At 61.9% G+C, this 12,781-nt stretch carries 11 protein-coding genes; 9 read left to right on the forward strand and 2 right to left on the reverse strand.

Going from position 1 to position 12,781, the window contains the following annotated elements; genetic code table 11:
• Positions 1 to 55: 55 nt before the first annotated feature.
• Positions 56 to 919, reverse strand: coding sequence for a KPN_02809 family neutral zinc metallopeptidase (gene ypfJ / locus RW095_RS18055; protein WP_128584698.1), 864 nt, complete (start codon positions 917 to 919; stop codon positions 56 to 58).
• Between the two features lie 356 nt (positions 920 to 1,275).
• Here ypfJ and RW095_RS18060 point away from each other — a divergent pair, with 356 nt between their 5' ends.
• The 3 genes from RW095_RS18060 to RW095_RS18070 all read left to right on the forward strand — a co-directional run bounded on the left by RW095_RS18060 (position 1,276) and on the right by RW095_RS18070 (position 3,602).
• Positions 1,276 to 2,097, forward strand: a complete 822-nt coding sequence (locus tag RW095_RS18060) for an ABC transporter substrate-binding protein (protein WP_317017348.1) — start codon at positions 1,276 to 1,278, stop codon at positions 2,095 to 2,097.
• A gap of 87 nt (positions 2,098 to 2,184) precedes the next feature.
• The gene (locus RW095_RS18065; protein ID WP_317017350.1) at positions 2,185 to 2,916 is read left to right on the forward strand and encodes an amino acid ABC transporter permease; all 732 of its coding nucleotides are present in this window, start codon (positions 2,185 to 2,187) and stop codon (positions 2,914 to 2,916) included.
• Positions 2,913 to 3,602: an amino acid ABC transporter permease gene (locus RW095_RS18070; protein ID WP_317017351.1), complete on the forward strand. Its 690-nt coding sequence runs from the start codon at positions 2,913 to 2,915 to the stop codon at positions 3,600 to 3,602. The genes RW095_RS18065 and RW095_RS18070 overlap by 4 nt, the downstream gene beginning before the upstream one ends.
• Positions 3,603 to 3,893: 291 nt before the next feature.
• On the opposite strand, the gene RW095_RS18075 is transcribed toward RW095_RS18070, so the two are convergent.
• Positions 3,894 to 5,255, reverse strand: a complete 1,362-nt coding sequence (locus tag RW095_RS18075) for an LLM class flavin-dependent oxidoreductase (RefSeq protein WP_317017353.1) — start codon at positions 5,253 to 5,255, stop codon at positions 3,894 to 3,896.
• A 251-nt stretch (positions 5,256 to 5,506) separates the two neighbouring features.
• Between RW095_RS18075 and RW095_RS18080 the strand changes: the two genes are divergently transcribed.
• The 6 genes from RW095_RS18080 to RW095_RS18105 all read left to right on the forward strand — a co-directional run bounded on the left by RW095_RS18080 (position 5,507) and on the right by RW095_RS18105 (position 12,756).
• Positions 5,507 to 6,520 carry an aliphatic sulfonate ABC transporter substrate-binding protein gene (locus tag RW095_RS18080; RefSeq protein WP_394365093.1) on the forward strand — a complete coding sequence of 338 codons (1,014 nt, stop codon included), beginning with the start codon at positions 5,507 to 5,509 and terminating at the stop codon, positions 6,518 to 6,520.
• A 445-nt stretch (positions 6,521 to 6,965) separates the two neighbouring features.
• Positions 6,966 to 8,315: a GH1 family beta-glucosidase gene (locus RW095_RS18085; RefSeq protein WP_317019882.1), complete on the forward strand. Its 1,350-nt coding sequence runs from the start codon at positions 6,966 to 6,968 to the stop codon at positions 8,313 to 8,315.
• Positions 8,316 to 8,402: 87 nt separating this feature from the next.
• Positions 8,403 to 9,641, forward strand: a complete 1,239-nt coding sequence (locus RW095_RS18090) for an ABC transporter substrate-binding protein (protein ID WP_317017354.1) — start codon at positions 8,403 to 8,405, stop codon at positions 9,639 to 9,641.
• A 7-nt stretch (positions 9,642 to 9,648) separates the two neighbouring features.
• Positions 9,649 to 10,596: a carbohydrate ABC transporter permease gene (locus RW095_RS18095; RefSeq protein WP_317017356.1), complete on the forward strand. Its 948-nt coding sequence runs from the start codon at positions 9,649 to 9,651 to the stop codon at positions 10,594 to 10,596.
• Complete coding sequence (locus RW095_RS18100) at positions 10,596 to 11,513, forward strand: carbohydrate ABC transporter permease (protein ID WP_317017357.1); 918 nt, start codon at positions 10,596 to 10,598, stop codon at positions 11,511 to 11,513. The genes RW095_RS18095 and RW095_RS18100 overlap by 1 nt, the downstream gene beginning before the upstream one ends.
• A gap of 64 nt (positions 11,514 to 11,577) precedes the next feature.
• On the forward strand, positions 11,578 to 12,756 hold the full coding sequence (locus RW095_RS18105) for an ABC transporter ATP-binding protein (protein ID WP_317017359.1): 1,179 nt from the start codon (positions 11,578 to 11,580) through the stop codon (positions 12,754 to 12,756).
• Positions 12,757 to 12,781: the final 25 nt, after the last annotated feature.

Raw genomic sequence — 12,781 nt, forward strand, 5'->3', positions numbered from 1 at the left:
TGGCTGGCATGACACTACAGCGTCTCCACGCGCGACGCTTGACGCCACGCCGAGATCACAACGACTGCGCCGAGAACGTATCGCACTGGCGGATATCGCCCGTCGTGAGGCCGCGCCGCAGCCACCGCTGCCGCTGCTCGCTCGTGCCATGCGTGAATGCCTCGGGCACGACGCGTCCCTGCGATTGCCGCTGCAACCGGTCGTCGCCGATCGCGCCCGCTGCGGTCAACCCCTGCTCGAAGTCGCCCGGTTCCATCAGCTTCGCGTTCAACTGCTGCGCGACCGCTGCCCACACGCCCGCAAAACAATCCGCCTGCAATTCGAGCCGCACGGACAGCGCATTGCCGCGCGCCTGCGACATGCGCGCACGCGCCGCTTCGTACTTGTCGGAGATACCCACCACGTTCTGTATGTGATGCCCCACCTCATGCGCGATGACATACGCCTGCGCGAAGTCGCCGCCCGCGCCGAAGCGGTCGCGCAGTTCGCGGTAAAACGACAAGTCGATATAAACCGTGCGGTCCGGCGGACAGTAGAACGGGCCCATCGCGGACTGGCCGGTGCCGCATGCGGTACGCGTGGCGTCGCTGAAGAGCACGAGCTTCGGCGCCGGATAGTCCTGATTCAACTGCGTGCGAAAGATATGCTGCCAGGTGCGTTCGGTGTTGCCGAGCACGCGACGCACGAAGTGACTGCCGGCATCTTCGGCGGGCGGCGCGTTTGTCGTCGCACTGCGCTGCGGCGCGTTGCCTTGCAGCACTTGCGCACCGTTGATAATCGTCATCGGATTGATGCCGAAGAAGTACGACGCGGCCAGAGCGATCACAATCGTCCCAATGCCGATGCCGCCGCCCAACCGCATTCCTCCGCCTCGCCGGTCTTCGACGTTCTGGCTTTCTACTTCATCATCGAGGCGCATGTCGATTCTCCATTGTGTCGCGCGACAAGAGCTGTGACGCGTCGCGGTCTGTGCTCGCGAGGAAGCAGTAAGCATACCCGCACGGTGCCTCTCTGAGCGGTGGCGCACGCAGATAACCCGAGCGTGTTTGTTCGTGCGCAGTCGTTGTGAAATTTCAAACGCGCTGAGCGGAACGGCGAGCGCGTTTTTCACCTGCCGCCCCTCGGCGTCTGTCCAAATCTCCGTGCTTGCTTTGGACCTGACAAAAACTTGGTTCCGTTGCGCACACCGCGCCGTTAGAGTGCGGACCTCGCCACGGCGCCGTTGCAGTGCGACGCACTGCGACGCGCACCGGCGCAACGAAAAGGAACATCACAATGAAAATCAGGACTTGGGGCGCGGTACTCGCGGCACTGCTGATGGTGGCGTCCAACGCCGCTCACGCGGATCGTCTGGACGACATCAGGAAGGCGGGCGTGCTGCGCGTTGCGGCGTTCGACAGCAACCCGCCGTTCGGCTTTGTCGATCCGAAGGACAACCAGATTGTCGGTCTCGACGTCGACTATGCACGCGCCGTGGCGAAGAGCCTCGGCGTCAGGCTGGAAGTGCAGCCGACTAATCCGGCCAATCGCATCGCGTTTTTGAAGTCGGGCAAGGTCGATCTCGTGTTCGCGAACTTCACGATTACCGACGAGCGCAAGAAGGAAGTGGATTTCAGCACGCCATATTTCGCATCGGGCACGCAGTTCATCGCGAAGAAAGGCGTGCTGAAGTCGCCCGATCAGATCAACAGCTTGCGCATTGGCGCGGACAAGGGCACGACTAACGAACAGCAGGTGCGGGCGAAGTTCCCGAATGCCACCATCGTCGCCTATGACGACACGCCCTTTGCATTCGCAGCGCTTCGCACGGGCAACGTGCAGGCAATCACACAGGACGGACCGAAACTGGTCGCGCTTCTTGCGCGCGTGCCGGACAAGACGAACTACGAGATCGCACCCTTCACGATTTCCAACGACTACGAAGGCGTCGGCGTGCCGAAGGGCGAGACGCGCCTGCTCGACGCCGTGAACGGCACGCTCACGAAACTCGAGGCGGACGGCGAGGCCACGCAGATCTACGACAAGTGGTTTGGGCCGAAGAGTGCTGCTCCGCTGCCGCGTCTGTTCAGGATCGGCGATTCGCAAAAGAGCAATTGAGCTTGCCGATTGCCGTCGATGCCCGGGGCCGCTTCCACATGTTGAGTGGCCTCGGGCTTCGCTATTTACGAATCGCGTTGGCCGATCATGCAAACCTGGCTTGAACCGAAATACTTCGCGTGGCTGGAGCAAGGCTTTGCTGTCACGCTGATGCTTTCCGCGTGTGCGGGAATCTGCGCGACGCTGCTCGGCTTCGTGCTGGCCGTCGCGCGCACGGAGCGTAACGCCGTATTGGCGCGGGGCGCGGCACTGTATGTGTTCGTGTTCCGCAATTCGCCGCTACTCGTGCAATTGCTGTTCTGGTATTTCGGCGCGGCCGCCTTGCTGCCGTCCGAGTGGATGGCCTGGCTCAATACGCCGCATGCGGTGGCCTTTGGGCCCATTGTGCTGCGCTGGCCGAGCTTCGAACTCTTCGCCGGCTGTGTGGGGTTGACGTTCTACTCGGCGGCGTTCATCGGCGAAGAGTTTCGCGCCGGGATGCGCGGCGTGAGTCGAGCGCAGCAGCAGGCAGCCGCCGCGCTCGGCATGAGCCGCTACTCGACGCTGCGCTACGTGATCCTTCCGCAGGCGCTGCGCATCGCTACGCCGCCGCTCGCGGGGCAATACATGAACCTGGTGAAAAACTCGTCGCTCACGATGGCTATAGGCGTCGCCGAACTTTCGTACATGTCGCGTCAGGTCGATACCGAGACGTTCAGGACGTTCCAGGCATTCGGCACGGCTACGGTGTTTTATGTGCTGACGATTGCGGTCATCGAGGTGGCGCTGGTGCTCTGGCAGCACACGGGCGTGCGCGCACTGCGGCGAGGTCGTGCATGAGCGGCTTCGACTGGATTGCCTCGCTGCGCTATCTTCTGCTGGGCGCGTTTCCTTCGGGGCCGCTCGGCGGCGTCGCGTTGACGTATGCGCTCTCAGTCGCCTCGGCGTTGCTTGCTGCGATGCTCGGCCTCGCGGGCGGTATCGCGCTGGCCATGACACGCGGCTTCGTGCATGTGCTGCTGACCGCGTGGGTCGCTTTCTTTCGCGCCATTCCCGTCCTGATGCTGATCTTCTGGACGTTCTTTCTCATGCCCGTCCTGCTCAAGGTGAACGTTCCCGGGCTCGCGACGGTCGTGTGCGCGCTGGCGCTCATCGGTGGAGCCTACCTGTCGCATTCCGTGCACGCGGGCATCGTTTCGATCGGGGAAGGGCAGCGGCAGGCGGCCCTGTCGCTCGGACTCACGCGCTGGCAGGCGCTGCGCGAGGTCGTCCTGCCGCAAGCCGTGCGCGTGATGATGCCTTCGTTCGTCAACCAATGGGTGTCGCTCATCAAGGATACGTCGCTCGCATATATTGTCGGCGTGCCGGAATTCACGTTCCTTGCAAACCAGCTCAACAACCGCCTGATGGTGTATCCAGCACAGATCTTTCTGTTCGTCGGCTTCGTCTATCTGATGCTATGCGGCGGATTGCAATGGCTCGCACATATGCTGCTCGCTCGTCACGAGAAAGTGTCGGCCAGGTGAGGTAATCGGGAAACGGCGCCGTCGTCGCGATTGCCTACGAAGCGCCTGGCGTGATCTGCGCGGTGGCATCTTCCAGCCCGACGACATCGATCAAGATGCCGGTTGATAGCAGAGTCGGCTTCTTGATTTCTCGTGGCGAAGATGGCGCCTTGAGTCCAGAACGGGCATCGGTCTAACGTTGCTCGGCTACCGGTCGCACCGCTTGGCGTCTGGTGGCAACTGTGGGGTGATGCACGAAGCCGAAGGCGTCAATAGCGGGACTGTTACGGCTATCGCTACGACGTCCGCCGCTCACGCAATCGCAGCTTCCTGTCGTGCTTCAAAGTATCGGCGGCCACTCACCGGCCGCGGCAAACCGAAGTGTTCGCGCAGTGTCCGTCCTTCGTATTCGATGCGGAAAATGCCGCGCTGTTGCAGAAGCGGCACCACGCCGTCCGCGAAATCCTGCAAGCCGCCGGGCAGCACATCTGGCATCAGATTGAAACCATCGGCAGCGCCGCCTTTGAACCAGTGTTCGATATCGTCGGCGATCTGTTCCGGTGTGCCGACAATTACGCGATGTCCGCCGCCGCCCGCCAGCGCGCGGATCAACTGACGCGCCGTATAGCCATTGCTGCGTGCTTGCGCGAGCGTCGCGCGGAAGAACGTGTGATTGCCGTTGCCGCCGCCGGGCAACGTGAGATCGTCGGGCAGACGCTCGTCGAGTTTCAGCCGCTCCACGCTCACGCCGAGAATGCCCGCGAGCCGCGTGAGGCTGTAACTCCATGGAATCAGATCCACCAGTTCGTCGCGACGGCGCAGCGCGTCCGCTTCAGTCGCACCGATGATGGTGGTGAGACCCGGCAGCACGCGAATCGCTTCGTCACCGCGTCCAAACGCCGCCGCGCGCGATTTGAGTTCCCGCGCATAGGCCGCCGCTTCGTCGAACGATTGCGACGCCGAGAACACCGCTTCAGCGTAGCGCGATGCGAGATCGCGACCGTCCGCCGACCCGCCCGCCTGGATCAGCACCGGATGCCCTTGCGCACTGCGCGGCAGATTGAGCGGACCGTCGACGCTGAAGTATTTGCCGCGATGTTCGATGCGGTGCACTTTCGCCGTGTTGATGAAACGCCCGCTCGCCTTGTCGCCGATGAACGCGTCGTCTTCCCAGCTATCCCACAGCGCTTTCACGACGTCGGTGAACTCGGCCGCGCGTTCGTAGCGCTCTGCATGATCCGGCACCGCGTCGCGGCCGAAATTGCGCGCCGAGCCCAGATCGGCGGTCGTCACGATGTTCCAGCCCGAGCGTCCGCCGCTCAGATGATCGAGCGTCGCGAAGCGCCGCGCAATGTTGTACGGCTCGTTGTAACTGGTCGACGCGGTGCCGATCACGCCGATATGCGTCGTGGCCGATGCGATGCCGGCCAGCAGCACGGTGGGCTCCAGCGCGGTGATAGGGCGGAAGTCGATCTGATCGGCAATCGATGCGTTGTCCGCGAGAAACACCGCGTCGAATTTCGCGGCCTCGGCGATCCGCGCGACGCGCACGTAATGATCGATGTCGATGAACGCGCGTGGATCGGCTTCTTCGACGCGCCACGCAGAAGGAACGAACCCCGAGTGGAGAATGTTGACGTTCAGATGTAGCTGGCGAGGCCGGGTCGTGGTCATGGACGGTTTCGGATGCGGAAGTGGGCGACGCGAAGCGCGAGAGTGAACGCGCGACTGCGTCTGTCGATCCTTTTGATTTTCAATCGGCCGTTGATCCGCGACCACCAATCAATTCTGGCATTGATATGCCGGAAGAGACTAAGCGTTATGCGTTCATCTGCTAAGCATAGTTAAAACGCTCGCTTACCCGTGCGATCCGCCGTTGCTACGATCGCAGTTTCATTGCATTGACCTCACCGGAATTTCGAGCCGTGACACTTTCTATCTTTCGATTGCTCGCCCGAGTGGCGCTGAGCTCGTTGCTCGTTGTCAGCGCTGCGCACGCGCAAACCACCGGCAGTGTTCCGCCTCCTGTGAAGCTGCGGATCGGCTATCAGAAGTCTTCGACACTCATCACCATCCTGAAAGCGCGCGGCTCGCTCGAGCAGGCGCTGGCTCCGTTTGGCGTGAGCATTAGCTGGAACGAGTTTGCGAGCGGCTTGCCGTTGACCGAGGCGCTCAACGCCGACGCGGTCGACTTCAGCGCCGACGTTGCCGACACGGTTCCGGTGTTCGCGCAGGCGGCTCATGCGCGCTTCGTCTACGTCGCACAGGAAGCGCCGTCGCCCGGCGCTCAGGCCATCATCGTGAAGCGCAACGGGCCCGTGCATACGCTCGCCGACCTGAAAGGCCAGCGTATCGCGGTGACCAAGGCCGCCGGCAGCCATTACCTGCTTCTCGCCGCGCTCGCCAAGGCAGGTCTCGCACCCGCCGACGTGCGCATCAGCTATCTCACGCCCGCCGACGGACGCGCCGCATTCGAGCGCGGCAGCGTGGACGCATGGGTCACATGGGACCCGTATGTCGCGGCTGTCGACCAGGCGCCGGACGTACGCATCCTCGCCAACGGCGCAGACCTTGCCTCGTATCAGCGGTACTACCTCGCGTCGAGTAGCTTTGCCGCAGCCCACCCGGACGTGATCGGCACCGTCTTCGCGCAGTTGTCGTCGGCGGGAGCCTGGGTTCGCAGCCATCCCGACGACGCAGCGAAGCTGCTCGCGCCGATCTGGGGGTTGGATGCCGCGACCATCGAGCGCGCGAACGGACGCCGCAGTTACGCGGTGCGGGCAGTGGATACGCAGAACTTCGGTGAACAGCAAAAGATCGCCGACACGTTTTACCGAGCGGGGCTTCTGCCGGCGCCCGTTGAGACGGCCACAGCGCTGCGTTGGAATTTTGTCGCGAAGCGCGCGGAAGCGGCGGGCGCGGCGCTCACTGTCCGTTGAATAGAGCGGCGCCATTAAATAACGGGCGTCACCCGCGAGAGCCTGCAAGACGATGATTGCCTCACACGGTAAAAGGCTATCCTCTGTTGTTACTGCAAGCACCGCAATGAAGAGGCAGGTCTCGGCGGATTGGAAAAGCCCATGCGAGGCCTGCGATCGCGCCGCATTTCCGGTGCAGCGCGGCGCTGATCAATGCGTCGGGCATGCGTTGAGACGGCTTGCCAGCACCGCTCCAGACAAACCCTGATTGCCGCGTCGAAGAGGCCACTGATATTGTTCGCGAGCGTTGAATGGAAGCGCTTCCACTTCTGCCTTCGCAGCTGTCAATGCAGTCGCTTCGCGTATTTCGCCGTACCCGGTTCACTCAACTCAGCCGAGCATTCGCTTGCATGGAGAATCCGTGGCACACGACGCACTTTCCTCTCATTCGTCCGCCGATCCGTTCATGCCTGCCGCCGACTCGGCGCTGTGGCGCAAGAACTTTCTGTTGGGTGCAGCCACCGCCTCGTATCAGATCGAAGGCGCGGTCGACGAAGACGGCCGCCTGCCATCCATCTGGGACACCTTCTGCGCGACGCCCGGCAAAGTGCTCGCCGGCGACAGCGGCGCAGTGGCATGCGATCACTATCATCGCTGGGAAGCCGACGTTGAAATGCTCGCCGGACTTGGGCTCGACGGCTACCGCTTGTCAATTGCGTGGCCGCGCGTGATGGACGCCAACGGCGCGCCCAATCGCAAGGGACTAGACTTCTACAAGCGCCTGCTGACGCGTCTGAAAGAGAAGGGCATCACCACCTTCGTGACGCTTTATCACTGGGATTTGCCGCAGCATCTGGAAGATCGCGGCGGCTGGCTCAATCGCGAAACCGCATACCGTTTCGCGGATTACGCGGATCTGATGAGCCGCGAGCTGGCCGGCACCGTCGATGCATGGGCGACCCTCAACGAGCCGTGGTGCTCCGCATATCTCGGCTATGGCAACGGCCATCACGCGCCCGGTCTTGCCAACGGGCGCTTCGCCACCCAGGCAATGCATCACCTGCTGCTCGCGCACGGACTCGCACTGCCTGTACTGCGTGCGAACGATCCGGCCTCGCAGAAGGGCATCGTCGCGAATATCGGGCGCGGCACGCCCAACAGCGACAGTGCCGAGGACCGGCGCGCCGCGCACCTGTTCGAGATTCAGCACAATGCGTGGATTCTCGATCCCTTGCTCAAGGGCACATATCCGCAGGCGCTTTTCGAATTATGGCCGGGCACCGAGCCGTTGATACTCGACGGCGACATGCAGACCATTTCGGCACCGCTCGATTTTCTCGGCATCAACTATTACTTTCGCACCAATGTCGCGAGCGACGGCGCGCATGGCTTCAAGGACGTGCCGCTGGAAGGCGTCGAGCGCACGCAGATGGGATGGGAAGTGTATCCGGACGGTTTGCGCGATCTGCTGATCGGCTTCAGCCGCGAGTATGCGAACTTGCCGCCGGTGTATATCACCGAAAACGGCATGGCCTCCGACGACGCGGTGATCGACGGACGCGTGAACGACACGCAGCGCATTTCGTTTCTGAAGCGCCATCTTGCGGCGGTGGACGAAGCGATCAAGGCCGGCGTCGATATACGCGGCTATTTCCTGTGGTCGCTGATGGACAACTTCGAGTGGGCATTCGGCTATGAGCGCCGTTTCGGTATCGTGCATGTCGATTACGTCACGCAGAAACGCACGCTGAAGCGCAGCGCCGAACTGGTGTCGCAATTCCTCAAGGAGCGAAAAGAGAGAAGCCAGCGCATCTAAGAGGCAACGAAAGAGCAACGAAAAAGAAACAGAAGCTGGTTTGCATGTCGACTTGAGACACGGGCGCGAGCCTTCGGAGGAGACGGAATGAACAGCAGAAAAACGGTCTTGCGAGTGATGGTTGCGGCATTGGCGATGTATGGCGTGCTTGCGCATGCGGAGCCTCTGAAGGCCAACGTGATTCACTGGTGGACGTCGGGCGGCGAGTCCGCCGCGATCCGCCAGTTTGCCGATGCCTATAACAAGGCCGGCGGTCAGTGGGTCGATAACGCAGTTGCAGGCGCGGATCAGGCGCGCTCCACCGCGATCAACCGTATTGTCGGCGGCGATCCGCCCACGGCAGCGCAGTTCAATACGTCGAAACAGTTTCACGACCTGATCGATCAGGGGCTGCTCAACAATGTGGACGACGTCGCCGCGAAAGAGAACTGGAGCGGCGTGTTCCCGCAGTCGATACTCGACAGCATCAAGGTGAAAGGGCACTACTATGCCGCGCCGGTCGACATTCATATGCCGGCCTGGTTTTTCTACTCGAAACCCGCGTTCCAGAAAGCCGGCATTACCACCGAGCCGCAGAGCTACGACGATTTCATCGCCGATCTCGGCAAGCTGAAAGCCGCTGGCGTGATTCCGCTCGCATTCGGCGGCCAGCCGTGGCAGGAAAAAATCACTTTCGATGCCGTGCTCGCCGACGTTGGCGGCCCCGACCTGTATCTCAAGGTGTATCGCGACCACGACGCGAATGCGGTGAAATCCGACGCGTTCAAAAAGGTGTTGATTGCATTCAAGCGCTTGCACGATTTCGTCGATGCAGGCTCGCCCGGCCGCAACTGGAACGATGCGACTGCGCTCGTCATTTCCGGCAAGGCCGGTGTGCAGATCATGGGCGACTGGGCGAAAGGCGAATTCTCGGCGGCGAAGCAGAGCGCGGGCAAGGAATTTGGCTGCTTCCCGGGCTTCGGCCCGCATTCGCCGTACCTCGTGGCGGGCGACGTATTCGTGTTTCCGAAGAGCGATAACGCCACCACCGTGAAAGCACAGAACCTTCTTGCCACGGTGATGACCTCGCCGCCCGCGCAAGTCGCATTCAGCGCAAAGAAAGGCTCGATTCCGATTCGCCCCGATGTGGATGCCGGTGCTCTCGACATCTGCGCGAAGGAGGGCATTGCGATCATGAAGGACAAGTCGCGTCAGTTGCCGAATCCGGAAATGCTGCTTTCACCCGATACGCAAGGCGCACTGATCGACGTCGTCACCAACTTCTGGAACAAGAACCAGTCGGTCGACGACGCGCAAAAAGCGTTTGCCGGCGCGTTGAAGAGCTAGGCGCAATATGCACGCGATCAGGCTGCATGCGTCGCGGGCCGGCTCAGGGTCCCGCAAAAAGCCCCTGAAAAAGCCGCTAAAGAAGCGTTTTTCGATTGCGGCATGGCTCGCATTGCTGCCGATGGTCCTGACCGTCGTGTTCGCCTATCTCGGCACGATGGTCTGGACCGCGCGTGTTTCGCTTAGCAATTCGCGCACGTTTCCATCGGGCGACTTCGCGGGATTGGCGCAATACGTGAGGCTCTTCAACAACGGCCGCTGGTTGCTGTCGCTGCAAAACATCGTGATTTACGGCGCATGTTTCATTGTCGCGTGCATGGCGATCGGTTTGCTGCTCGCCATCTTTATCGATCAACGTGTCGTCGCTGAAGGCGCATTGCGCACCGTGTTTCTGTATCCGTACGCGATGTCGTTCGTTGCCACGGGCCTTGTCTGGCAGTGGATTCTGAATCCGCAGCTCGGCGCGCAGGCTGTGCTTCATAAGCTCGGTTTCGTTCATGCGCGCTTCGACTGGATCGTCGACCAGGACTGGGCGATCTACACGATCGTCATCGCCACCGTATGGCAGGCGTCGGGTCTCGTGATGGCGTTGCTGCTGGCGGGCTTGCGCGGCATCGACGACGAGTTGTGGAAAGCCGCGCGTATCGACGGCATTCCGCGCTGGCGGGTCTATGCGAGCATCGTCGTGCCCATGCTCGGACCGTCGATCTCCACCGCGTTCGTGCTGCTTTTCGTGATGGTCGTCAAGCTCTACGACGCCGTGGTCGCAATGACTCAAGGCGGCCCCGGCACCGCGAGCGAGGTGCCGGCGAAGTTCATCATGGACTATCTGTTTGGCCGCGCGAACATCGGCCTCGCGTCGGCGGCGTCGATCGTTCTGCTCGTCACCGTGCTCGCGATTCTCACGCCGTTCTTCTATGCCCGCAGCCGCGCGGCGTTGCGCAAGGAGGTGTGATGAACACGCTCAGTTCTCCGCTGAAAAGCGCCGCGCCGCATACCGCGCCAAAGCGGCGCCGCCGTGCGGCATTCGCACCGGCGCGCGTTGGTGTTTATCTGTTTCTGCTCAGCGCGGCGCTATTTTTTCTGCTGCCGCTCTACGTGATGCTAGTCACGTCCGTCAAACCGATGAGCGAGATCCGTCTCGGCAACCTGCTCGCTCTTCCGGCGCATTTCACGCTGCACGCATGGAGCGCGGCGTGGGAGTCCGCGTGCACGGGGCTCGATTGCAATGGCATTCAGGTGGGCTTCTGGAACTCCGTGCGTATCGTCGTGCCGAGCACCGTGTTATCGATTGCTATCGGCGCTGTGAACGGCTACGCGCTGTCGTTCTGGCGTCCGCGCGGTGCGGGCATGCTGTTCGGCGTGTTGCTGATGGGCGCGTTCATCCCCGTGCAGGTGATGGTCTATCCGCTCGTGCGGGTGCTCGCGAGCGTGCATCTGTTCAGTTCTCTGCCGGGTATCGTCGTGATTCATACGATCTTCGGCATGCCTGTGATGACGCTGCTGTTTCGCAACTACTACGCGTCGATTCCGCAAGAGCTTTTCAAGGCGGCGCGCATCGACGGCGGCGGTTTCTGGCGTATCTTTGTCCAGCTGATGCTGCCTATGTCCACACCGATCATCGTGGTGGCGGTCATCATGCAGGTGACGGGCATCTGGAACGACTTCATTCTCGGCCTCGTGTTCGCCGGCACGAAGAATCTGCCGATGACGGTGCAACTGAACAACATCATCAATACGACGACCGGCGAGCGGCTTTATAACGTCAACATGGCGGCGACGATTCTGACCTCGCTGGTGCCGCTTGCTGTGTACTTCATTTCGGGCCGCTGGTTTGTCCGCGGCATTGCGTCGGGTGCGGTCAAAGGGTAAAGCGATGACCTACGCGGTTAAACAGGCGAACACGCTCGCAAGTCCACTGACAGGCGCGGCTGACATGACTCAAGCTGCGGACGCGGCACAGATCGACAACGCGCCCAGCGTCGCCGGCGCCGCGGACACTACGCATGCGGCGAACGTTGCGGTACGCAATCTGACCATTCGGCTCGGCGGTAACACGGTGATCGAAAACCTCGATCTCGACGTGCAAGCCGGCGAATTCGTCGTGCTTCTCGGGCCCTCGGGTTGTGGCAAGTCGACGTTGCTTCACAGCATTGCCGGGTTGATCGACGTGACCGACGGCAACATTGAAATCGCCGGTGAGGACATGACATGGGCCGATCCGAAAGATCGCCGCATTGCACTCGTATTCCAGTCGTACGCGTTGTATCCGACCATGAGCGTGGAGCGCAATCTGTCGTTTGCGTTGCGCATCAACGGTACGCCGAAGGCGGAAATCGCGCGGCGTGTGGCGCGTGCCGCCGAGATGCTGCAACTCGGGCCGCTGCTCAAACGCAAGCCGGCGCAACTGTCGGGCGGGCAACGGCAACGCGTGGCGATAGGCCGCGCGATCGTGCGCGAAGCCGACGTGTTTCTATTCGACGAGCCGCTGTCGAATCTCGACGCCAAACTGCGTACCGAACTGCGCCGTGAGTTGAAGCAATTGCACCAGCGTCTCGGCGCAACGATGATCTACGTGACGCACGACCAGGTCGAAGCGATGACGCTCGCCACGCGCATGGCCGTCATGCGAGGCGGCGCGATCCAGCAGTTCGGCACACCTGCGGAAGTCTATGCGCGGCCCGCCAATCTCTTTGTAGCTACGTTTCTCGGCACGCCCGCGATGAACCAGGTCAACGGCACGCTGGAGCAGCGCGACGGCTCGCTGCATTTTTGCACAGGGCAGTGGCGGCTCGACGTGTCGAACTACGCGTTCGTCGATCAGTCCGGCGAATCACAGCCGCAATCTTCGCCCCGGCCATGCGTGCTAGGCGTTCGCGCAGAAGATGTACGCATTGGCCCAACGCAGACCGGCGAAGGCGCTGGCGAGCGCGCAAAAGTTTCGCTCGTGGAGCCGATGGGCAACCACCGCGTCGTCTGGCTCGACTATCATGGAGAGCAGATCGCGTCGATCGACCAAAGCAAGACCCCGGTAGTGCCGGGCGATACGCTGGCGTTCTCGCTCGACAGCACACATGTCTCGCTCTTCGACGCGGCGAGCGGTGCGCGTTTGTAACGCGCCGGTGTGCGTGTCGTGGAAA

It is taken from the genome of Paraburkholderia kirstenboschensis (assembly GCF_032806925.1).
GTDB classification, from domain to species: Bacteria; Pseudomonadota; Gammaproteobacteria; order Burkholderiales; family Burkholderiaceae; genus Paraburkholderia; species Paraburkholderia kirstenboschensis.